Here is a 21,826-nt window from a genome sequence, read left to right as displayed (position 1 = left end):
GCGTCGCTGGCCGGCCTTTTTCCTGCTGCATTATCGGATGCCCTTGATGCTTTCTTCCCGACATCGCCGTGCCATACACCTGGCCAGCGGCTTCATCGCCCCTTACCGCAAACAGGTCGTCGGCGCCTTGCTGGCCCTGATTGTCACCGCCGGTATTACCTTGTCCATGGGCCAAGGCATCCGGTTGCTGGTAGACCAGGGCTTCATGACCCGCTCACCGCACCTGCTCAATCAATCCATCGGCCTGTTCATGGTACTGGTGGTGGGGTTGGCGATCGGTACGTTTTCACGTTTTTACCTGGTGTCCTGGATCGGCGAGCGGGTGGTGGCCGATATCCGGCGGCAGGTCTTCAACCATCTGGTGTACTTGCACCCCGGTTTCTACGAAAACAACCGCAGTTCGGAAATCCAGTCGCGGCTGACCGCCGATACGACCTTGCTGCAATCGGTGATCGGTTCGTCGCTGTCGTTGTTTTTGCGCAACGCCTTGATGGTGGTAGGCGGCATCGTGCTGCTGTTCATCACCAATCCCAAGTTGACCAGCATCGTGGTGATTGCCCTGCCGCTGGTATTGGCACCGATCCTGGTCTTTGGTCGTCGGGTGCGCAGCTTGTCGCGCCAGAGCCAGGACCGGATTGCCGACGTCGGCAGCTACGTCTCCGAAACCCTTGGGCAGATCAAGACCGTGCAGGCCTACAACCACCAGGTCCAGGACGAACAACGATTCTCCGTGACGGTGGAACAGGCTTTCGACACTGCCCGCAAGCGCATCGCCCAGCGGGCCTGGCTGATCACCCTGGTGATCGTGCTGGTGCTGGGCGCGGTGGGGGTGATGCTCTGGGTCGGCGGCATGGATGTGATCGCCGGGCGGATTTCCGGCGGTGAGCTGGCGGCATTCGTGTTCTACAGCCTGATCGTCGGCAGTGCCTTCGGCACCCTGAGCGAGGTGATCGGCGAGCTGCAACGGGCGGCGGGTGCGGCAGAGCGCATTGCCGAGTTGCTGCGTTCGGAGAACATTATCCAGCCGCCGGCTTCAGGCCTTGTCACGTTGCCGGAGCGGGTCCGGGGCGACCTGCGCCTCGAAGGCGTGCGTTTTTCCTATCCCTCCCGGCCTGACAGCTATGCGGTCGACGGCCTCGACCTGACTATCAAGGCCGGTGAGACCCTGGCCCTGGTCGGGCCTTCCGGTGCGGGCAAGTCAACGGTGTATGACCTGCTGCTGCGTTTCTACGATCCGGTGCAAGGGCAGATACTGATCGACGACGTGCCGTTGACTCAACTCGATCCGTTGGACCTGCGCCGCCACTTCGCCCTGGTTTCACAAAACCCGGCACTGTTTTTCGGCACGGTCGAAGAGAACATCCGCTACGGCAACCCTGGCGCAACGTCCGAGCAGGTGCGTGAGGCCGCGCAGATTGCCCACGCCCACGATTTCATCGAAAAAATGCCCGACGGTTACCAGACCCACCTGGGTGACGGTGGTCTCGGGTTATCCGGCGGTCAACGCCAACGCCTGGCCATCGCCCGGGCGTTGCTGGTGGACGCGCCGATCCTGCTGCTGGACGAAGCCACCAGCGCCCTCGATGCGCAAAGCGAACACCTGATCCAGCAAGCCCTGCCCAACCTGATGAAAAACCGCACGACCCTGGTCATCGCCCACCGCCTGGCCACGGTGAAAAACGCCGACCGGATCGCGGTGATGGATCAGGGCAAAGTGGTTGCCGTGGGCACTCACCAGGAGCTGGTTGCCAGCAATGCGCTGTACGCGCGGCTGGCGGCGTTGCAGTTCAATGTTGGCCTGGAGGCGGCAGCCGACTAAGTATGGTCCCTTGTGGGAGCGAGCTTGCTCGCGATAGCGGTGAGCCAGCTTGCATCCATGTTGAAGGTGCCACCGCCATCGCGAGCAAGCCCGATCCCACAAGGTCCAGCAAGCGAGAAAAAAGAAATGCCCGCATCTTTCAATGCGGGCATTTTTTCTTCTCAGGAACAGCTTTCGCTAATAATCACTGATCATCGAAATACCGCTCATGCCAATCCACCAGCGGTTGCGGCGAGTTGAGTTTCTGGCCGTAGATCACCGAGTACGACAACACGTTCTGCACGTATTGGCGGGTTTCGTCGAACGGGATGCTTTCGACCCAGACGTCGAAGCTCAAGTGGTCGGCGCCACGCAGCCACTGGCGCACGCGACCGGGGCCGGCGTTGTAGGCCGCCGAAGCCAGGACGCGATTGCCGTTGAACTGGCTATGAACCTGGCTCAGGTACGCCGCGCCCAACTGGATGTTCTTGTCCGGGTTCAACACTTGCTGTGGTGAGGCCAGGGGAATGCTGAACTTGCGCGCGGTTTCCTTGGCGGTGCCAGGCATCAGTTGCATCAGGCCGGCGGCACCGACGCCGGAGCGGGCGTCGTCCATGAAGGCGCTTTCCTGGCGGGTGATGGCGAACGCCCAGCTTGGATGCAAGCCGCGGATCTTGGCTTCGCGCACCAGGGTGTCGCGGTGGGCCATCGGGAAGCGGATATCCAGGTCGTCCCAATACTTGGCCTGGCTGATGGTGCGAATGGCCGGGAAATACCACTTCAGGTCATACGCCAGTTTGGCCTGGGCGACCATTTCGTCACGGTTGAAATGACGGCTGACGTGATACCACTCGCGGCGCCCGTCGACGATGTCCCCGCGGGCATGAAATTCCAGCGCCCGACGCACGCCAGGGGTGTTGCGCACTTTGTTGATCAGCGCCTGGCTCATCACCAGCGGCTTGTTGACCAGCGAGTATGGCAATTGGGAGCGATCGGCGGCCAGGAAACCATAAAAATCCCGTTCACGGGCCAAGTGCTTGTAGAGTGCCAGCGCCTCGGGGTTCTGCGGCTGCGCCAGTTCCAGCGTACGGGCTTGCCAGTACCGCCAGCGGTTGGTGCTCGACAGCGACTCGGGCAGGCGACGGGTCAGTTGGTAGGCATCGTCCCAGCGGGCCAGGCGCAGGAGCAGGCGCAAACGCCATTCCGAAACGGTGTCATCGCGCAGTTCCGGGTCGTATTTCGTCATCACGTCCAAGGCCCGGCTGTCGAAGCGCTTGGCCAGGGTCAGGCCGATTTCCCGGGCAATCGCAACTTTTTCATCACGGGAAAAATGCATGGTGCTGGCGTAGCCGTCCAGCAGTGCCATGGCCTTTTCCGGATCCTGGCGGGCCAGGCGGCGCAGGCCGAGGCTGACGATATCGGACATCGGTTCATCGGCCGGGATGAAGCGCGAGGGCTGGTTGAGCAACTCGGGCTTTTGCGCCACGTCCACCAGCAGCTTGCCGCGGGGGGCGAGGGTGGTCAGGCCGCTGACCAGGCTGTTGGCCAGCGGGTAGTTGCGGGCCTGGGCCGCCAGTTTTGTGCGTTCCCAGCGTTTCTGTTCGGTCAACTGGCCCTGGGAGGCCCATAGACCGAACAAGGCATCGCACGCCTGGGGCTGGGATTTACCGGAGAGCCACAGCTTTTCGGTATTGGCATAGCCTTCGGCCTTCAAGCCATGGCTGAGCTGGTACTGGGCGTTAAGGCAGTCCAGTTCGGTGAAATTGAGCTTGGGATCGTAATACTTGACGAAGGTCTCCCAGTCGCCGCGTTCGGTCAGCCAACGCAGCCAGCGCAATTTCATCCAGTTGGCCTGGGGCAGGTCACCATGTTCGGCGAGGAACTTCTCGATTTCGGCGTTGCTGGCGCTCTTGAGGCGAGCGGTCAATTCGTCGTAGGCCAGGTAGGGCTCCAGCGGATAATCGCGCAGGGCCTGGCTGTAGCGAAAGTAAGGGCCGGAATCACCCTTGGCCAAGGCGCGCTTGGCCTCGTCGTAATATTGGCGTTGAGTGGAGATATCCACCGCCTGCGCGGATTGAACGGCAGTGGCACATACAAAAAGACACGATAAAACACTGAAAAGGCGACTGCGCATGAGACGTCCGGGCATAAAAAACATGACAAGCCCAAGGGGTAACCCAGGGTAACTGTCTGTAGCTTAGCCTTTTGCCAGCAGCCGGCGAAAGCTTTGCAGGGCCGTCGGTGCAAGTTCGCAACATTTGTTATGCAGAGTGCTTCGGTGGCGAAATTGGCGGAACCTTGAGGCCTCATCTCAGGTAGAATGCGCGCCCGGTTTTTGGAGAAGCTCATGACCCTGCTCAAATTCAGCGATGTGTCCCTTGCTTTCGGCGCTATGCCGTTGTTGGACAAGGTGTCCTGGCAGATCGCCCGTGGTGAGCGGGTGTGCATCATCGGCCGCAACGGCACTGGCAAGTCCAGCATGATGAAGCTGGTCAAGGGCGATCAAAAGCCCGATGACGGCTCGGTCTGGCGCGCGCCAGGCCTGAAAATCGGCGAATTGCCCCAGGAACTGCCGGTGGCCGACGAGCGGACCGTATTCGATGTGGTCGCCGAAGGCCTGGACGGTGTCGGCGCGCTGTTGGCCGAGTACCACCACCTGAGCCAGAACATCGTCACCGATGCCGACCTGGACAAGTTGATGCACGTGCAGCACGACCTTGAAGCCCGAGACGGCTGGCGTCTGCAGCAACTGGTCGACAGCACCCTGAGCCGCCTGCAATTGCCGGCCGACAAGACCCTGGCCGAGTTGTCCGGCGGCTGGCGTCGTCGCGTCCTGCTGGCCCAGGCCCTCGTGTCCGAGCCGGACCTGCTGCTGCTCGACGAACCGACCAACCACCTGGACATCGGCGCCATCGCCTGGCTTGAAGAAGCCTTGAAGGACTTCCAGGGTGCGGTGCTGTTCATCACCCACGACCGTTCCTTCCTGCAAAACCTGGCGACCCGCATCCTTGAACTGGACCGTGGCGGCCTGATCGACTGGAACGGCGACTACGCCAGCTTCCTGGTGCACAAGGAAGCGGCGCTGGCGGCGGAAGAAACCGCTAACGCGTTGTTCGATAAGAAACTGGCCCAGGAAGAAGTCTGGATTCGCCAGGGTATCAAGGCGCGTCGCACCCGCAACGAAGGCCGTGTGCGGGCGCTCAAGGCCTTGCGCATGGAGCGCAGTGAACGTCGCGAGCGCACCGGCAAGGCCAACATCCAGCTGGATACCGCTGACAAGTCCGGCAAGCAGGTGATGGTCCTTGAGAATGTGAGTTTCGCGCACCCGGGCGGCCCGTTCCTGATCAAGGACTTCTCCATGGTGCTTCAGCGTGGCGATCGCATCGGCCTGCTGGGTGCCAACGGTACCGGCAAGACCACCTTGCTCAAGCTGATGCTCGGTGGCCTGGTGCCGACCAATGGCAAGGTGGAAGAGGGCACGAAAATCGACGTCGCCTACTTTGACCAGTTGCGCCATCAGTTGGACCTGGAAAAGACCGTGATCGACAACGTCGCCGAAGGCCGCGATTTCATCGACATCGATGGCCAGAGCCGCCATGTGCTGAGCTACCTTGGCGATTTCCTGTTCAGCCCCCAGCGTGCCCGTACGCCGGTCAAGGCGCTGTCGGGTGGCGAGCGCGCCCGTCTGTTGCTGGCCAAGTTGTTCAGCAAACCGGCGAACCTGCTGGTGCTCGACGAACCGACCAACGACCTGGACGTGGAAACCCTGGAGTTGCTGGAAGAGGTGTTGCTGACCTTCAACGGCACCGTGCTGATGGTCAGCCACGACCGGGCATTCCTCGACAACGTGGTCACCAGCACCCTGGTGTTCGAAGGCGAAGGCCTGGTGCGTGAATACGTCGGTGGCTATCAGGACTGGCTGCGCCAGGGCGGCTCGCCGCGTCTGCTGGGAGTAACCGAAAGCAAGTCTGGCAAGGCCGACCTGAATTCGGCCGTGGTCAAGGCCGAGCCAGCCCCGGTAGCTGCCGCGGCGACCCCGGCACCGGCCAAGAAAAAACTCAGCTACAAGCTGCAGCGTGAGCTGGAGGCGCTGCCGGGTGACATCGACGCGAAGGAACAGCAGATCGCCGCGGTGGAAGCCGAGATGGCTGACGCCGGCTTCTACCAGCGACCTGCTGCCGAAACCGCCAAGGTCATCGCGCACCTGGAGCAGTTGCAGGTCGAGCTGGACGCACTGGTCGAGCGCTGGGCTGAACTGGACGCTTGATCCGCTGTTGAAAAAAATCCCGGAATTCAGCAATGAACGCCGGGATTTCTATTTGAGACGCTATTCCCCTGTAGGGGTGAGCCTGTGGGAGCAAAGCTTGCTCCCACAAGGTCAGGGTCTGGGGTTATGTGCGCTTGACCAGATGTACCGCCAGCACATCGCAAGGCGCGCCATGCAGCACGTCGTTGGCGGTCGAGCCCAGCAACAGCGCCAGGCCGTGGCGACCATGGCTGCCGACCACAATCAGGTCGCAGCCCTGTTCCTTGGCCAGGTGATGGATCTCCTGGCGCGGCTGGCCGTAGGTCAGGTGGCTGAATTCCTTCTTCAGGGCAGGGTATTTCACGATCAGTCGGTCAAGGCGTTCCTTGGCCTGGTCGAATTGCTGCTGCTGCAATTGGGAAAGGTCCATGGGCACGTCGCCGCCGAAGGCCATGGCCATCGGTTCGACGATATGCACCAGCGACAGCTTGGTGTCCCGGCTTTCGCAAAGGGCGAGGGCGCGCTTGACGACCGGATCGCATTCTTCAGTGAGGTCGACGGCGACCAGAACGTGTTCGTAGTACATGGAAAGCACTCCAGAGAATTGCGATACGGTAAGTATGGCTGGTTTCAAGCGCATTGACGGCGACGTGGCTCAATGGGCTCATCAGAATTCGGGAGTACGAATATGACGGTCTGGATAGTGGTGTCAATCCTGTTGGTGGTGTTAAGTCCACTGGCATGGTTGCGTCCGTCCCGTGTTCAGAGCGGTCGCATGGCCCTGCGCATGGAAGCACGACGCCTGGGCCTGGCCATGCAGCTGGCGCCGCAGGAGTGGCCGCACTGGCTCGGCCAGCAGCCGCCAAACCCCTGCGCCCAGTACCACCGGCCCCGGCGTGGCAAGGAACCGGCGGTCTGGAGCTATTGGCAGACTGCGCCAGGCGTCTGGGTCAACCAGTGGCGAGAAGTCTGCCAGGATGAGTCCCTGCTCAATCATTTCGAAAAATTGCCGGCCAACGTCTACAAGGTCGAAGCCGATCGGCAAATGATCGCCTTGTACTGGGGCGAGAAGGGCGAAGCGACTGTTTTGCAAGATATTTGCGCGGTGCTCAAGGCGCTGGCCTGAGGCATAAAAAAGCCCGACAGTCTCATCGGGCGGGTTGGCCAGGCAGGCCGGTAATCAATCTCGTGTCAGGACGTGCGTTCGTAACGTCCTTTGTTCCCAATTTTCAATCGCGTCCCGACAGCGTAGACGGCTGGATCCGATATGCCTGGAATTAGGGCGATTTTTCTAATTATTGATCCTATGAATAGCTGCTCATGCGGCGCCGTGTTGCGGATCCGTACGGTACGGAAATGACCGAGAAGTCGCGTTCACGCCTGTGTTTAGGGCGATTGACAATTGTCGGAAATTCCGTGAAGGTGACGTACCCAAATCAAACGGGCGTATGAATTGAGCGTTTGTATTTTCAGAATGCTCCTACAGACCCCGACTATCGCGTTGACGGGTGTGCCTGGCGGATTGGCGTAGCATCGACGGTAAACGTCAATGCCGAACCAGTGGTCAGCGTTCAACGTGTACTGTTCAGCTTCCATATCGTGGAGATCAGTTGATGATTTACGAAGGTAAAGCCATCACGGTTAAGGCTCTTGAAAGTGGCATCGTCGAATTGAAATTCGACCTCAAGGGTGAGTCCGTCAACAAGTTCAACCGTCTAACCCTGAATGAATTGCGTCAGGCCGTGGACACTATCAAGGCAGATGCTTCGATCAAGGGTGTGATCGTCAGCAGCGGCAAGGACGTGTTCATCGTCGGTGCCGACATCACCGAATTCGTCGACAACTTCAAGCTGCCCGATGCCGAACTGATCGCTGGCAACCTCGAAGCCAACCGTATTTTCAGCGACTTCGAAGACCTCAACGTACCGACCGTCGTGGCCATCAACGGCATCGCCCTGGGTGGCGGCCTGGAAATGTGCCTGGCGGCGGATTACCGCGTCATGTCCACCACGGCCAAGATCGGCCTGCCGGAAGTCAAGCTGGGCATCTACCCAGGCTTCGGCGGCACCGTGCGCCTGCCGCGCCTGATCGGTGCCGACAACGCCATTGAGTGGATTGCCGCCGGCAAGGAAAACCGTGCTGAAGACGCGCTGAAGGTCGGCGCCGTGGATGCCGTGGTCGAACCTGGCAAACTCCAGGAAGCGGCCCTTGAAACCATCAAGCGCGCCATCAGCGGCGAGTTCGACTACAAGGCCAAGCGTCAGCCGAAGCTGGAAAAGCTCAAGCTCAACGCCATCGAACAAATGATGGCCTTCGAAACCGCCAAGGGTTTCGTGGCCGGTCAGGCAGGCCCGAACTACCCAGCGCCGGTCGAAGCGATCAAGACTATCCAGAAAGCCGCGAACTTCGGTCGTGACAAGGCTCTGGAAGTCGAAGCCGCCGGCTTCGTCAAGCTGGCCAAGACCTCGGCTGCGCAAAGCCTGATCGGTCTGTTCCTCAATGACCAGGAGCTGAAGAAAAAGGCCAAGGCCTACGACGAAATCGCCAGTGACGTGAAGCAGGCCGCCGTGCTCGGCGCCGGCATCATGGGTGGCGGTATTGCCTACCAGTCGGCGTCCAAAGGCACGCCGATCCTGATGAAGGACATCAACGAACACGGGATCGAGCAAGGCCTGGCCGAAGCCGCCAAGCTGCTGGTCGGCCGTGTCGACAAAGGTCGCATGACCGCTGCGAAGATGGCCGAAGTGCTCAACGGCATTCGTCCGACCCTGTCCTACGGCGATTTCGGCCATGTCGACCTGGTGGTCGAAGCCGTTGTCGAGAACCCGAAGGTCAAGCAGGCGGTACTGGCTGAAGTCGAAGACAAGGTCAAAGAGGACACCATCCTGGCCTCGAACACCTCGACCATCTCCATTTCGCTGCTGGCCAAGGCCCTCAAGCGTCCGGAGAACTTCGTCGGCATGCACTTCTTCAACCCGGTGCACATGATGCCGCTGGTGGAAGTGATCCGTGGCGAGAAATCCAGCGAACACGCCGTTGCCACCACCGTGGCCTACGCCAAGAAAATGGGCAAGAACCCGATCGTCGTCAACGACTGCCCGGGCTTTTTGGTCAACCGCGTGCTGTTCCCGTACTTTGGCGGTTTCGCCAAGCTGGTCAGCGCCGGTGTGGACTTCGTGCGCATCGACAAGATCATGGAAAAATTCGGCTGGCCGATGGGCCCGGCGTACCTGATGGACGTGGTCGGCATCGACACCGGCCACCACGGTCGCGACGTCATGGCCGAAGGCTTCCCGGACCGCATGAAGGACGACCGTCGTTCGGCCGTCGACGTGCTCTACGAAGCCAAGCGCCTGGGCCAGAAGAACGGCAAGGGCTTCTACGCCTATGAGACCGACAAGCGCGGCAAGCAGAAGAAAGTCGCCGACTCGTCGGTGCTGGAAGTGCTCAAGCCAATCGTCTACGAGCAGCGCGAAGTCACCGACGAGGACATCATCAACTGGATGATGATCCCGCTGTGCCTCGAAACCGTGCGTTGCCTGGAAGACGGCATTGTCGAAACCGCCGCCGAAGCCGACATGGGTCTGGTCTACGGTATCGGTTTCCCTCCATTCCGTGGCGGTGCGCTGCGCTATATCGATTCGATCGGTGTGGCCGAGTTCGTTGCCCTGGCTGACCAGTACGCTGATTTGGGCGCGCTGTACCACCCGACCGCGAAGCTGCGTGAAATGGCCAAGAACGGCCAGAGCTTCTTCGGTTAAGCGCCCAACGACTAGAGCGAGAGAACATTTATGAGCTTGAATCCTAGAGACGTCGTGATTGTCGACTTCGGTCGTACGCCGATGGGCCGCTCCAAGGGCGGCATGCACCGCAACACCCGCGCCGAAGACATGTCGGCGCACCTGATCAGCAAACTGCTGGAGCGCAACGTCAAGGTCGACCCCAACGAAGTCGAAGACGTGATCTGGGGCTGTGTGAACCAGACCCTGGAGCAGGGCTGGAACATCGCCCGCATGGCCTCGCTGATGACCCAGATTCCTCACACGGCGGCGGGCCAGACCGTCAGCCGCCTGTGCGGTTCGTCCATGAGCGCACTGCACACCGCCGCCCAGGCGATCATGACCGGCAACGGTGACGTGTTCGTCGTCGGTGGTGTCGAGCACATGGGCCACGTGAGCATGATGCACGGCGTCGATCCGAACCCGCACATGTCGCTGTACGCGGCAAAAGCCTCGGGCATGATGGGCCTGACAGCGGAAATGCTTGGCAAAATGCACGGCATCACCCGCGAACAGCAGGATGCCTTTGGCGTGCGCTCCCACCAGCTCGCCCACAAGGCGACCGTGGAAGGCAAGTTCAAGGATGAGATCATCCCGATGCAGGGCTACGACGAGAACGGTTTCCTGAAGCTGTTCGACTACGACGAAACCATTCGTCCGGAAACCACCCTGGAAAGCCTGGCGGCCCTCAAGCCGGCATTCAATCCAAAGGGCGGCACCGTGACAGCCGGTACCTCGTCGCAGATCACCGATGGTGCCTCGTGCATGATCGTGATGTCGGCCCAACGTGCCCAGGACCTGGGTATCCAGCCGATGGCGGTGATTCGTTCGATGGCCGTGGCGGGTGTGGATCCGGCGATCATGGGCTATGGTCCAGTACCGGCCACGCAGAAAGCCTTGAAGCGCGCAGGCCTGGGTATTGCCGATATCGACTTCTTCGAGCTCAACGAAGCTTTCGCCGCACAGGCCCTGCCAGTGCTGAAAGATTTGAAAGTGCTCGACAAGATGAACGAGAAGGTTAACCTGCACGGCGGCGCGATCGCCCTGGGTCACCCGTTCGGTTGCTCCGGTGCGCGTATCTCCGGCACGCTGCTCAACGTCATGAAGCAGAATGGCGGCACCTTTGGTGTGTCCACCATGTGCATTGGCCTTGGCCAGGGCATCGCCACTGTCTTCGAACGCGTCTAAGCGTTGCGTTGATGGAAGCCGGGGCCAAGTGCCCCGGTTTTTGTTTTTTCGGGTTTAGTAAAAAAAGATTTTGTTTTTATTTTGAAAAAATTTGAGTGAGGGCCAAAGCATGCCGATACAACCTGGGCTCTACCAGCATTACAAAGGTCCGCAGTACCGCGTATTCAGCATCGCGCGGCATTCCGAGACCGAGGAAGAAGTGGTCTTCTATCAAGCCCTGTATGGCGATTACGGCTTTTGGGTGCGTCCTTTGAGCATGTTCCAGGAGTCCGTCGAGGTTGACGGCGAACAGGTGCCACGCTTTGCTTTGGTGCAGGCCGAGGAGAGCATTTTTTCCAAGCCTTGAGGCCGGTAAGCGGGCAACCCTGCGCTTGACCTCACCTTGCAGCCACTATATATAGCGGTGCCGCGTCAGGCGCCAACCGCCTTTCACTTTTTAGAATTCAGGAATTTTCTGATCCATGGGCAAATCGCTGGTCATTGTGGAATCCCCGGCTAAGGCCAAGACCATCAACAAGTATCTGGGCGACCAATACGTGGTGAAGTCGAGTATCGGCCATATCCGAGACCTGCCCACCAGCGGTTCGGCTAGCGCCAGCAAGGAGCCAGCCGCCAAGCGCGGCAAGGCTGCTGCCGGTGAAGCGCCGGCGCTGTCGCCGAAAGACAAGGCGCGCAAGCAGCTGGTCTCACGCATGGGGGTCGATCCGGAACACGGCTGGAAAGCCAAGTACGAGATCCTCCCGGGCAAGGAAAAGGTCATCGAAGAGCTGCGCCGGCTCGCCAAGGATGCTGACACCATCTATCTCGCGACGGACTTGGACCGCGAAGGGGAAGCCATTGCCTGGCACCTGCGCGAAGCCATTGGTGGGGATGACAGCCGCTACAAGCGCGTGGTGTTCAACGAAATTACCAAGAAGGCCATCCAGGAAGCCTTCTCCCAGCCGGGCGAGCTGGATATCGATCGGGTCAACGCTCAACAGGCGCGTCGCTTCCTCGATCGCGTGGTGGGCTACATGGTCTCGCCCCTGCTGTGGGCCAAGATCGCCCGCGGCCTGTCGGCCGGTCGCGTGCAGTCGGTCGCCGTGAAACTGGTGGTGGAACGCGAGCGGGAGATCCGTGCGTTCATCCCTGAAGAGTACTGGGAAGTCCACGCCGACCTCGGCACCGCCAAGGGCGCCACCGTGCGCTTCGACGTGGCCCGGGAGAAGGGCGAGGCATTCAAGCCGCTCAACGAAGCCCAGGCCATGGCCGCGCTGGAGAAGCTCAAGGCTTCCAGCTACAGCATCGTCAAGCGCGAAGACAAGCCGACCAGCAGCAAACCGTCGGCGCCGTTCATCACCTCCACGTTGCAACAGGCCGCGAGCAATCGCCTGGGCTTTGGCGTGAAGAAAACCATGATGATGGCCCAGCGTCTGTACGAAGCCGGCTACATCACTTACATGCGTACCGACTCGACCAACCTTTCGACCGATGCCGTGGCGATGGCGCGCACTTATATAGAAAGCGAGTTCGGCAAGAAGTACCTGCCGGACACGCCGAACGTCTACAGCAGCAAGGAAGGCGCGCAGGAGGCTCACGAAGCGATTCGTCCGTCCGATGCCAACACCGAGCCAAGCAAGCTGTCGGGCATGGAGCGCGATGCCGAGCGTCTCTACGAGCTGATCTGGCGCCAGTTCCTGGCCTGCCAGATGCTGCCGGCGCAATACCTGTCGACCACGGTCAGCGTCGGTGCCGGCGACTTCGAGCTGCGCGCCAAGGGCCGCATCCTGAAGTTCGACGGCTATACCCGCGTCATGCCGCAGATCACCAAGCCTGGGGATGACGACGTCCTGCCGGACATGGCCCAGGGCGACGTGATGAAGCTGATCAAGCTTGATCCGACCCAGCATTTCACCAAGCCACCGGCTCGTTACTCCGAAGCCAGCCTGGTCAAGGAGATGGAAAAGCGCGGCATCGGTCGTCCTTCGACCTACGCAGCGATCATCTCCACCATCCAGGACCGCGGTTATGTGGCGCTGCACAACCGTCGTTTCTATTCGGAGAAGATGGGTGACATCGTTACCGAGCGTTTGTCCGAGAGCTTCTCGAACCTGATGGACTACGGCTTCACCGCCGGTATGGAAGAGAACCTCGACGATGTGGCCCAGGGCGAGCGCGACTGGAAAAACGTTCTCGACGAGTTCTACGGCGACTTCAAGAAAAAGCTCGAGGTGGCCGAAAGCCCTGACAGCGGCATGCGCGCCAACCAGCCGGTCATGACCGATATCCCGTGCCTGACCTGCGGGCGTCCGATGCAAATCCGTACCGCCTCGACCGGCGTGTTCCTCGGTTGCTCGGGCTACAGCCTGCCACCCAAGGAGCGCTGCAAGGCGACGGTCAATCTGGTGCCGGGTGACGAAATCGCCGCGGACGACGAGGGTGAATCGGAATCCCTGGTGCTGCGTGGCAAGCATCGCTGCCCGATCTGCAGCACGGCGATGGACGCCTACCTGCTGGATGAAAAGCGCAAGCTGCACATCTGCGGTAACAATCCGGACTGTGCTGGCTACGAGATCGAAGAGGGCACTTATCGCATCAAGGGCTACGAAGGTCCGAGCCTGGAGTGCGACAAGTGTGGCAGTGAGATGCAGCTCAAGACCGGCCGTTTCGGCAAGTTCTTCGGTTGCACCAACCCGACCTGCAAGAACACCCGCAAACTGCTCAAGAGCGGTGACGCGGCGCCGCCGAAAATGGACCCGGTGAAGATGCCTGAGCTCAAGTGCGAGAAGGTCAACGACACCTACATCCTGCGCGACGGTGCTTCCGGCCTGTTCCTGGCGGCCAGCCAGTTCCCGAAAAACCGTGAGACCCGTGCACCGTTGGTGATGGAAATCGTGCCGCACAAGGACGAGATCGATCCCAAGTACCATTTCCTCTGCGAAGCGCCGCAGAAGGATCCGGAAGGGCGCCCGGCGGTCATTCGCTACAGCCGCAAGACCAAGGAGCAATACGTGCAGACCGAAGTCGACGGCAAGCCGACCGGCTGGAAAGCCTTTTACGACGGCGGTAAGTGGACGGTGCAAGACAAGAGTTGATGGCAGCACTCGCGTGTGACAAAGGGACTTGCTGTGGCGAGGGCGCTTGCTCCCGCTGGACCGGTCCGACGTTTCGGACGCAGCCGTCCCAATAAGTCCCATGTGAACAAAAGGCCGCATGACAACCCATAGGTTTTCATGCGGCCTTTTGTTTTTGGCTTGCAGTGGCCTCGGTTGATCCATGACACTGTCGCACTTGCGTGAAGCTTTCATTTCGTTGGGGAGATGCCGCCATGGCCCACGAACTCTATACCCGCACCAATCAGAAAATCTATTTCGCCGGTCTGTCGCTCGAGGCGCTTACCAGGGCCGAGGACGGACGTGCGATGAATTCCCCGGCGCTGCTCCAGGCAGGGCGCGAATCCGTGCTGTTTCACCTGTACGGTGCATTGTTGGGGTTGTGCCATGAAATCGCCGGTTTCTATCGCCTGCCTCAAGCGAATGCACCGCGGGCCGAGCTGTTGTTGACCCGCGAAGTGCTGGAAACCATTGCTATCCCGGAATTGGCCGAAATGGTCGAGCTGGCGCACAACCCGGAAACCTGGCTGGCGAAGCTATTGGCGGCCCATGCGGCGCTGTTCGAACCGCCACGTGCCCCGCGCAAGCCCAAGGGGGACGTGACCCAGCCGTTGATCGTGGCGGTCAATCTGGACGAACAAGAACCCGAGCAGGAGTTGAGCCGGGAGGAGCTGGAGAGTTGGCGTCAGAACCTCAAGAGCCTGGCGATACGCTTTCGTGAAGGTTTGAACGAGTGCTGAGTTTCCCCACGGCCCGTTACGTTCGTTGATAACGCTTGGTCAAGATCCCGAGCGGAGCCTGGCCGATGACTATATAATCCTCGCCTTTCGTGGAGAACAGACTTTTATGCCTACGTCCTTTCTAGAAATTGTCGAACTTCCTGATGGCCGCATCGAGCTGCGCAGGGCTGAGGACGAGGGTTCTCTGGTTACCCTGAACTTCTCCGAAGATGCCAAGGTATTCCTCCAGGGCCAACACGTCGAAGTCGCCAAGGCGATGCTGAGCGTGGGCGTTCAGATGGCAGGTCGCCTGGTTGAAGGCGAATTCAACAAGGAAGAGGGGCCGCGGGTTCTTCATTGATCCCGTCTGTCGGCTTTTTTGGATAGTGTGGCTGGTCGGCTTCTCTGCCTTGGAGAAGCCCCGCGTTTGTCTTAGCCCAATCGAATGTTCAGACTTTGTGCGTCCCCGGTACGGGCGGCGCTGATCAACTGTTGCCGTGCGGTGGCGGTCAACGGGTTGAGCCAGCTGACCACGGTGTGGCTGCGGCCCAGGCGCAAGGCTTCGCAGGTCAACTGTTGGGCGCTTTGGGTGCCCCGCGGCTGCAACAACAGGATGCGTTCGCGGTTCAGGCCGGCATCCCGCAGCCAGGCCTGGGTGACGCTGGCCGGTGGTGCGATCAGCGTCAGCCAGCGAGCATCCTGGTCCTGGCTGAGTTCTCGCAGAATCGGCGCCAGCAGGTTCAGGCAGTTTCCAGCCGCACCACGTAACGACAGTTCGCTGAAAGCCTCGGGCTCGACGCCCCAGGGCGACTCGATGACCTCTTTCAGGACTGGAGCCAGCGGTTGGGCCATGAATGCCTCGAACAGCGGAAGTTGTGTGTGTTGTGGTGTGTGAGGGAACTGCATAAAGCCTCCTTTAGCGGCGAATGACGCCGACGCTCAAGCCTTCGATGACCAGGTCCTGATCTTTCAGATTCACTTCGATGGGCGCGAACTCCGGGTTCTCGGCGATGAGCCAGACCTTGCTGCCGTCGCGCTTGAAGCGCTTGACGGTCACTTCGTCGCCGATTCGCGCCACCACGATCTGGCCATTGCGGGCTTCGCGGGTGGTGTGCACGGCCAGGAGGTCACCGTCGAAGATGCCGATGTCCTTCATGCTCATGCCGTGTACACGAAGCAGGTAGTCGGCCCGAGGATGGAAGAACGAAGGATTGATGTTGCAGGACTCCTCGACATGCTGCTGGGCCAGGATCGGTGCGCCTGCCGCTACCCGGCCGATGATCGGCAGGGTGGTTTCGTCGGCCTTGGCTTCGAAGCCGGGGATGCGAATGCCACGGGATGCGCCCGGGGTCATTTCGATAGCACCCTTGCGCGCCAGCGCCTTGAGGTGTTCTTCAGCCGCGTTGGGCGACTTGAAACCCAGTTCCTGGGCGATTTCCGCGCGGGTTGGCGGGTAGCCGTTGTCTTCGAGGCAGCGTTTGATGAAGGCCAGAATCTCTGCTTGGCGTGGCGTCAGCTTTAGCATATTGATCGCTCTGTCTTTTTATACAGTGACTGGGATTATATACAGTGGACGGCGCTTGGCAATCCTCCTTTTTTCACCGGCCGCTGGACGGTCGGTCAGGCTGTTGGATGCGACATGGCTACCACCCGTGAAAAGGTGTGGTTAAATACGTGACCGGGCGTTCGCAAAACGCCCCGGCAGGCTTGACAACCCCTAGGCTGAAACGTATGTTTCAAACAAGTGTTTGTCAGGCGGAGTAACCATGGCCCAGTCGGAAACCGTTGAACGCATTCTCGATGCTGCCGAGCAGTTGTTCGCGGAAAAAGGTTTCGCTGAAACCTCGTTGCGTCTGATCACCAGCAAGGCCGGGGTGAACCTGGCGGCGGTGAACTATCATTTCGGCTCCAAAAAGGCCTTGATCCAGGCGGTATTCTCGCGGTTCCTCGGACCTTTCTGCCTCAGCCTCGATCGCGAACTGGAGCGCCGGCAGGCCAAGCCTGACGTCAAGCCGACCTTGGAAGAGCTACTGGAAATCCTGGTCGAGCAAGCCCTTGTCGTGCAACCGCGCAGCGGTAACGACCTTTCCATTTTCATGCGCCTGTTGGGCCTTGCTTTCAGTCAGAGTCAGGGCCACCTGCGACGTTACCTGGAAGACATGTACGGCAAGGTTTTCCGGCGCTACATGCTGCTGGTCAACGAAGCCGCACCGCGTATTCCGCCCATCGAGTTGTTCTGGCGAGTGCACTTCATGCTCGGCGCCGCGGCGTTCAGCATGTCCGGTATCAAGGCGTTGCGCGCCATTGCTGAAACCGACTTTGGCGTGAACACCTCGATCGAACAGGTGATGCGCCTGATGGTGCCGTTCCTGGCAGCCGGCATGCGTGCCGAAAGTGGCGTCACCGATGAAGCCATGGCTGTCGCGCAATTGCGTCCGCGCAGTAAATCGACGCCGGCGCTGGCCAAGGCGTAAGTGCATGGGTGGGCGCGGCTGCCTACATCCGCTAAGCTAGCCGCCCATGCCGACTCTCGTTTCGAACCCGTTCCATTTTTTGTTGCATGACCGCGACCTGCCGGGCCTTGGGCCCAGCGGTGTGGTCGTGCCTGTGTTGTCGCGCGGGTTCATCGTTATTAAGGAAATGCTATGACTGCTGGCCTGCAAGGCTCGTTGATGGTGGACGTCGCCGGTACCTGGCTGACGGCCGAAGATCGCCACCTGTTGCGCCAGCCTGAGGTAGGCGGGCTGATCATCTTTGCCCGCAATATCGAGCATCCACGTCAGGTGCGTGAGTTGAGCGCGTCGATCCGCGCCATCCGCCCTGACCTTTTATTGGCGGTGGATCAGGAAGGTGGTCGTGTCCAGCGGCTGCGCCAGGGTTTTGTGCGGTTGCCGGCGATGCGGGCGATAGCCGATAACCCGAACGCCGAGTACCTCGCCGAGCAGTGCGGCTGGATCATGGCCACAGAAGTGCTGGCGGTCGGTCTCGACTTGAGCTTTGCCCCGGTGCTGGACCTCGATTACCAGCGCAGCGCCGTCGTCGGCAGTCGTTCCTTCGAGGGTGACCCCGAGCGCGCTGCGTTGTTGGCCGGTGCTTTCATCCGCGGCATGAACGCCGCCGGGATGGCCGCCACTGGCAAGCATTTTCCGGGGCATGGCTGGGCCGAGGCCGATTCCCACGTGGCGATTCCGAACGATGAGCGCAGCCTGGAGCAGATTCGCGCCAACGACCTGGTGCCATTTGCCAGGCTGAGCAAACAACTGGCCGCCGTCATGCCGGCCCATGTCATCTATCCGCAGGTTGACCCCAATCCAGCCGGGTTTTCCCGCCGCTGGCTGCAGGACATCCTGCGCGGCGAGTTGCAATTCGATGGGGTGATCTTCAGTGATGACCTGTCGATGGCCGGGGCTCATGTGGTCGGTGATGCTGCCAGTCGTATCGAGGCTGCTTTGGCGGCGGGTTGCGACATGGGCTTGGTGTGCAATGACCGTGCTGCCGCGGAGTTGGCCTTGAGCGCTGCCCAGCGCCTGAAGGTCAAGCCTTCGGCACGGATCGCCCGCATGCGCGGTCAGGCCTGTGCCTCCACTGAATACCGTCAGGACCCTCGCTGGCTGGCGGCGCTCGGCGCGCTGAGGGCTGCCCAGCTGGTTGATTGAGGAAGTGTCGTGACTGATATGCGTAATGCTCGGCGGTGCCCATGACCCAGCCAATTGAGGCGCTTCTTGAGACGGATTGGGGAGAAGACTTCCATCAGAGTTACCTTCAGCGCGGGTTCGACTACGCCGAGAGAGACCGAGTACGGATACTGCGGATAGACGAGCAATCGATTCACGCCGAATGCGAGGGTGGCGGCGATAATGTCTATCAGCAGGTGATCGAGCTCACTCGTTATCGGGGCTACGACGGCGTTCGTTACGAATGTTCGTGCCCGGTCGGTAACAGCTGCAAGCACTGCGCTGCCGTCATGTTCCATTTGATGTGGAATCCGCAAGCGCTGGAGGCCGGCTCCGCCAGCGAGCGCCTGAGTTCTGAACTTGAAACCTGGATCAAGGGTATTCCCGAGTGGGACGCCGATTCGCTACCGAGCAAAAAAGACGCCGATGTCCGGATCTTCTACAAACTCAAGAAGACGCACATAGGACAGTGGATTTTGGAACTCTTCAAGGGGCGCCAGCTCGATGATGGTTCCCTGAAGGATCTGAAAGCGTTTGGCCAACTGACGGACATGCTGAATCGTTCTCCGAATTATATGTCCGACGTCGACAAGCAAATTGGCCAGTCGCTTATCAGCAGTCAGCATTATCACAGCCAGAACAGCTTTCCGTTGCAAGGTCGCAGCGGCGCCGAAGTGCTGGCGCTGGCATTAAAATCCTCGCGCTTGTTCCTGGATTTCGACCCGCCGCAGCCATTGGGCGCAGGTCCGCTAAAAAATGCGCAGTTTTTCTGGGCTGAGCAGGCCAATGGCAACTATCGGTCTCGGTGGCGCAGTGGCGATCAGGTACTGGATAACCTCCTGGTGCTTGAGCCGCTTCATTATCTGGATTTATCGCGCAGGGAACTTGGCCGGCTGTCCTATGAAGTGGACGACAAATTGGCGTGCCATTTATGCCGTGCGCCGGAGGTACCCGCTCGGGATGTTGTGCTTTTCAGCCATAGGATCAACGCTGTCGACCGACCTATCCCGCCGCCGAAAGAACTGACTGAGCGCATCATCGAAGGTGTTGAACCGCGAGCGTTGTTGACGTTGGGAAGTGCAATCACCTTCCGGCACTGGAAATCTGTTCCAGAACATCGCGCGGCACTGACCTTTATTTATGATGGTCATGTGGCGGACGACAAAGCATCCACCGAACTGTCGATCCTGTCCGGAACCGAAATTTTGCGCATTCAGCGTAAACCGGATGTCGAGCAAGCCTTTCGCACCGTTCTGCGTAAGGTAGGTTTCAAGAAAACCAGTCGCAAGAGCCTTGCGCTGGCGGACATCGGGGGTGAGCTATTTCAAATGGCGGATGACCACGCCTGGTTGGCCTTCATGGACAAAGGCCTGCCGCGATTGCGTGCCGCCAATTGGCAGATCGATATCGAAGCGGGTTTTCATTTCGATCTGCAACCGGTGGAGCAGTTGTACGCCGACATCGACGAGTCTCCCGGTCGAGAGTGGTTCGATTTACAACTAGGCATTGTCGTGGATGGAAAACGGCACAGCCTGCTGCCGATCTTGCTTCATCTGCTCCGCTCAAGCCCCGAGATGATGGATCCGGACAACCTTGATCGGCGTGGTGATGAAGAGTTGATGTTGCTCGATCTCAACGGCGGAAAGTTCGGGGCGGGTCCTGGTGTGAAGGTCGCGTTGCCATATGGGCGGGTCAAGCCGCTGATGGCAACGCTTGGTGAGTTGTACATGAAGGAGCACCGGGGTGACTCGATACGGTTGAATGCCTTTGATGCGGCCAGGTTGAATGTGCTTGAAAGCGTGCCATTGACCTGGCAAGGCGGGGAGCGGTTGCGTACGTTCGCCAAGCGATTACACGAGTCGACTCATGCTCATGTCCCGGCGCCGATGGGGCTTAAAGCCACCCTGCGACCTTATCAACTGGAAGGGTTCAATTGGATGCAGACCCTGCGCGAGCTGGAAGTCGGCGGCATCCTGGGCGATGACATGGGCTTGGGTAAAACCTTGCAGACCCTGGCTCACCTGCTTTGTGAGAAGCAGGCCGGGCGCCTGGATGTCCCGGCGCTTGCAGTCATGCCCACCAGTCTGATTCCCAACTGGCTCGACGAAGCGGCACGCTTCACGCCGCAGCTCAACGTCGTGGCGCTTCATGGTGCAGCCCGGCAAAAAGATTTCGCCAGCCTTGCACAGTACGACCTGATTCTGACGACTTATGCCTTGTTACCGCGGGATCTGGAGGCGCTGAAACCCCAGGCCTGGAGTGTGCTGATTCTCGATGAAGCGCAGAACATCAAGAATCCCACCAGCAAGGCCGCCCAGGCTGCTCGCGAACTCAATGCCCGGCAGCGCTTGTGCCTGTCCGGTACGCCCCTGGAAAATCACTTGGGCGAACTCTGGTCGCTGTTTCATTTCCTCCTGCCCGGCTGGTTGGGGGATAACAAAAGCTTCAACCGAGACTACCGGACGCCGATCGAAAAACATGGCAACAGCGAGCGAATGCACCATCTGACGGCGCGAATAAAACCGTTTCTACTGCGGCGTAAAAAAGAACAAGTCGCTACTGAGCTGCCACCCAAGACTGAAATCGTCCATTGGGTCGACCTCAGTGACGGACAGCGGGATGTCTATGAAACCGTGCGTGTGGCCATGGACAGGAAAGTGCGCGACGAAATCGCTCGCAGCGGCGTGGCCCGTAGCCAGATTATCATTCTCGACGCGTTGCTCAAGCTGCGCCAGGTCTGCTGCGACCTGCGGCTGCTCAATACCGTACAGACCGCCAAAGCGCTACGTTCCGGCAGCGGCAAGTTGATCAGTTTAATGGAGATGCTTGAAGAGTTGCTCAGCGAAGGGCGCAAGATTCTGCTGTTTTCCCAGTTCACCTCGATGCTGGCCCTGATCGAGGAGGAACTGCAAAAGCGCAGCCTGACCTATTCCTTACTGACTGGATCCACCACGGATCGCCGCACCCCGGTGAGGGAATTTCAGAGTGGCAAGGTGTCGCTGTTTCTAATCAGCCTCAAGGCCGGCGGTACGGGGCTCAATCTGACGGCTGCCGACACGGTGATTCACTTCGATCCGTGGTGGAACCCAGCGGTGGAAAATCAGGCGACCGACCGGGCTTATCGGATCGGTCAAAACAAGCCAGTGTTCGTCTACAAGCTGATTGCCCGAGGCACGGTGGAAGAGAAGATACAGGCGCTTCAGGAGGATAAGGCCGCGTTGGCGGGCAGTCTGCTGGATGGCGGCGCGACGGGTGGGTGGAAGCTTGAGCAGAGCGATATCGAAGCGTTGTTTGCACCGTTGCCCAAGACCTGATTCACCGGCACATTCA

The 21,826-nt window shown here is 59.9% G+C and carries 16 protein-coding genes; 12 read left to right on the top strand and 4 right to left on the bottom strand.

The window, feature by feature from the left end:
• The first annotated feature begins 37 nt into the window (after positions 1 to 37).
• Complete coding sequence (locus tag KGA89_RS27590) at positions 38 to 1,819, top strand: ABC transporter transmembrane domain-containing protein (protein WP_223473037.1); 1,782 nt, start codon at positions 38 to 40, stop codon at positions 1,817 to 1,819.
• Between the two features lie 184 nt (positions 1,820 to 2,003).
• On the opposite strand, the gene KGA89_RS27585 is transcribed toward KGA89_RS27590, so the two are convergent.
• Complete coding sequence (locus tag KGA89_RS27585; RefSeq protein ID WP_223473036.1) at positions 2,004 to 3,932, bottom strand: transglycosylase SLT domain-containing protein; 1,929 nt, start codon at positions 3,930 to 3,932, stop codon at positions 2,004 to 2,006.
• 213 nt (positions 3,933 to 4,145) lie between these two features.
• Between KGA89_RS27585 and KGA89_RS27580 the strand changes: the two genes are divergently transcribed.
• Positions 4,146 to 6,065 (top strand): ATP-binding cassette domain-containing protein, encoded by a 1,920-nt coding sequence (locus KGA89_RS27580; protein WP_003199634.1) that lies wholly within the window; start codon positions 4,146 to 4,148, stop codon positions 6,063 to 6,065.
• Between the two features lie 124 nt (positions 6,066 to 6,189).
• Here the strand turns inward: KGA89_RS27580 and KGA89_RS27575 are convergent, their stop codons facing one another.
• A complete protein-coding gene (locus tag KGA89_RS27575; RefSeq protein WP_003199636.1) occupies positions 6,190 to 6,630 on the bottom strand; it encodes a universal stress protein in 441 nt (146 codons plus the stop codon).
• Between the two features lie 102 nt (positions 6,631 to 6,732).
• On the opposite strand from KGA89_RS27575, the gene KGA89_RS27570 reads away from it, so the two are divergent.
• The 7 genes from KGA89_RS27570 to KGA89_RS27540 all read left to right on the top strand — a co-directional run bounded on the left by KGA89_RS27570 (position 6,733) and on the right by KGA89_RS27540 (position 15,183).
• Positions 6,733 to 7,170 (top strand): hypothetical protein, encoded by a 438-nt coding sequence (locus KGA89_RS27570; RefSeq protein WP_003199638.1) that lies wholly within the window; start codon positions 6,733 to 6,735, stop codon positions 7,168 to 7,170.
• A 487-nt stretch (positions 7,171 to 7,657) separates the two neighbouring features.
• Positions 7,658 to 9,805 (top strand): fatty acid oxidation complex subunit alpha FadB, encoded by a 2,148-nt coding sequence (gene fadB / locus KGA89_RS27565; protein ID WP_003199641.1) that lies wholly within the window; start codon positions 7,658 to 7,660, stop codon positions 9,803 to 9,805.
• A gap of 30 nt (positions 9,806 to 9,835) precedes the next feature.
• Complete coding sequence (gene fadA / locus KGA89_RS27560) at positions 9,836 to 11,011, top strand: acetyl-CoA C-acyltransferase FadA (RefSeq protein ID WP_024618393.1); 1,176 nt, start codon at positions 9,836 to 9,838, stop codon at positions 11,009 to 11,011.
• 109 nt (positions 11,012 to 11,120) lie between these two features.
• On the top strand, positions 11,121 to 11,357 hold the full coding sequence (locus tag KGA89_RS27555) for a DUF1653 domain-containing protein (RefSeq protein WP_025212748.1): 237 nt from the start codon (positions 11,121 to 11,123) through the stop codon (positions 11,355 to 11,357).
• 115 nt (positions 11,358 to 11,472) lie between these two features.
• Positions 11,473 to 14,085, top strand: coding sequence for a type I DNA topoisomerase (topA, locus tag KGA89_RS27550; protein ID WP_223473035.1), 2,613 nt, complete (start codon positions 11,473 to 11,475; stop codon positions 14,083 to 14,085).
• Between the two features lie 233 nt (positions 14,086 to 14,318).
• Complete coding sequence (locus tag KGA89_RS27545) at positions 14,319 to 14,843, top strand: DUF6586 family protein (protein WP_003199647.1); 525 nt, start codon at positions 14,319 to 14,321, stop codon at positions 14,841 to 14,843.
• A gap of 106 nt (positions 14,844 to 14,949) precedes the next feature.
• The gene (locus tag KGA89_RS27540; RefSeq protein ID WP_003183419.1) at positions 14,950 to 15,183 is read left to right on the top strand and encodes a hypothetical protein; all 234 of its coding nucleotides are present in this window, start codon (positions 14,950 to 14,952) and stop codon (positions 15,181 to 15,183) included.
• A gap of 71 nt (positions 15,184 to 15,254) precedes the next feature.
• Here the strand turns inward: KGA89_RS27540 and sulA are convergent, their stop codons facing one another.
• Both sulA and lexA read right to left on the bottom strand, forming a co-directional pair.
• Positions 15,255 to 15,728, bottom strand: coding sequence for an SOS-induced cell division inhibitor SulA (gene sulA / locus KGA89_RS27535; protein WP_014339358.1), 474 nt, complete (start codon positions 15,726 to 15,728; stop codon positions 15,255 to 15,257).
• Between the two features lie 10 nt (positions 15,729 to 15,738).
• Positions 15,739 to 16,347 carry a transcriptional repressor LexA gene (gene lexA, locus KGA89_RS27530; RefSeq protein WP_003199651.1) on the bottom strand — a complete coding sequence of 203 codons (609 nt, stop codon included), beginning with the start codon at positions 16,345 to 16,347 and terminating at the stop codon, positions 15,739 to 15,741.
• A 241-nt stretch (positions 16,348 to 16,588) separates the two neighbouring features.
• Between lexA and KGA89_RS27525 the strand changes: the two genes are divergently transcribed.
• From KGA89_RS27525 to KGA89_RS27515, 3 genes are all read left to right on the top strand, one after another.
• The gene (locus tag KGA89_RS27525) at positions 16,589 to 17,296 is read left to right on the top strand and encodes a TetR/AcrR family transcriptional regulator (protein WP_003199653.1); all 708 of its coding nucleotides are present in this window, start codon (positions 16,589 to 16,591) and stop codon (positions 17,294 to 17,296) included.
• 183 nt (positions 17,297 to 17,479) lie between these two features.
• Positions 17,480 to 18,478, top strand: a complete 999-nt coding sequence (nagZ, locus tag KGA89_RS27520) for a beta-N-acetylhexosaminidase (RefSeq protein ID WP_223473090.1) — start codon at positions 17,480 to 17,482, stop codon at positions 18,476 to 18,478.
• 41 nt (positions 18,479 to 18,519) lie between these two features.
• Entirely contained in the window at positions 18,520 to 21,810 is a 3,291-nt protein-coding gene (locus tag KGA89_RS27515; RefSeq protein WP_223473034.1) for a DEAD/DEAH box helicase, read from the top strand.
• Positions 21,811 to 21,826 lie beyond the last annotated feature (16 nt).

The organism is Pseudomonas sp. A-RE-22 (assembly GCF_019956035.1).
GTDB lineage: Bacteria > Pseudomonadota > Gammaproteobacteria > Pseudomonadales > Pseudomonadaceae > Aquipseudomonas > Aquipseudomonas brassicacearum.
This window is presented reverse-complemented; position numbering and strand designations above follow the sequence as displayed.

Bases quoted from the DNA above. Each gene is read 5' to 3' on its own strand.
- KGA89_RS27570 (WP_003199638.1), top strand. From the start codon at position 6,733: ATGACGGTCTGGATAGTGGTGTCAATCCTGTTGGTGGTGTTAAGTCCA.
- KGA89_RS27545 (WP_003199647.1), top strand. From the start codon at position 14,319: ATGGCCCACGAACTCTATACCCGCACCAATCAGAAAATCTATTTCGCC.
- fadB (WP_003199641.1), top strand. From the start codon at position 7,658: ATGATTTACGAAGGTAAAGCCATCACGGTTAAGGCTCTTGAAAGTGGC.
- KGA89_RS27575 (WP_003199636.1), bottom strand. From the start codon at position 6,630: ATGTACTACGAACACGTTCTGGTCGCCGTCGACCTCACTGAAGAATGC.
- KGA89_RS27525 (WP_003199653.1), top strand. From the start codon at position 16,589: ATGGCCCAGTCGGAAACCGTTGAACGCATTCTCGATGCTGCCGAGCAG.
- KGA89_RS27585 (WP_223473036.1), bottom strand. From the start codon at position 3,932: ATGCGCAGTCGCCTTTTCAGTGTTTTATCGTGTCTTTTTGTATGTGCC.
- KGA89_RS27580 (WP_003199634.1), top strand. From the start codon at position 4,146: ATGACCCTGCTCAAATTCAGCGATGTGTCCCTTGCTTTCGGCGCTATG.
- fadA (WP_024618393.1), top strand. From the start codon at position 9,836: ATGAGCTTGAATCCTAGAGACGTCGTGATTGTCGACTTCGGTCGTACG.
- sulA (WP_014339358.1), bottom strand. From the start codon at position 15,728: ATGCAGTTCCCTCACACACCACAACACACACAACTTCCGCTGTTCGAG.
- KGA89_RS27515 (WP_223473034.1), top strand. From the start codon at position 18,520: ATGACCCAGCCAATTGAGGCGCTTCTTGAGACGGATTGGGGAGAAGAC.
- KGA89_RS27540 (WP_003183419.1), top strand. From the start codon at position 14,950: ATGCCTACGTCCTTTCTAGAAATTGTCGAACTTCCTGATGGCCGCATC.
- topA (WP_223473035.1), top strand. From the start codon at position 11,473: ATGGGCAAATCGCTGGTCATTGTGGAATCCCCGGCTAAGGCCAAGACC.
- KGA89_RS27590 (WP_223473037.1), top strand. From the start codon at position 38: ATGCCCTTGATGCTTTCTTCCCGACATCGCCGTGCCATACACCTGGCC.
- KGA89_RS27555 (WP_025212748.1), top strand. From the start codon at position 11,121: ATGCCGATACAACCTGGGCTCTACCAGCATTACAAAGGTCCGCAGTAC.
- lexA (WP_003199651.1), bottom strand. From the start codon at position 16,347: ATGCTAAAGCTGACGCCACGCCAAGCAGAGATTCTGGCCTTCATCAAA.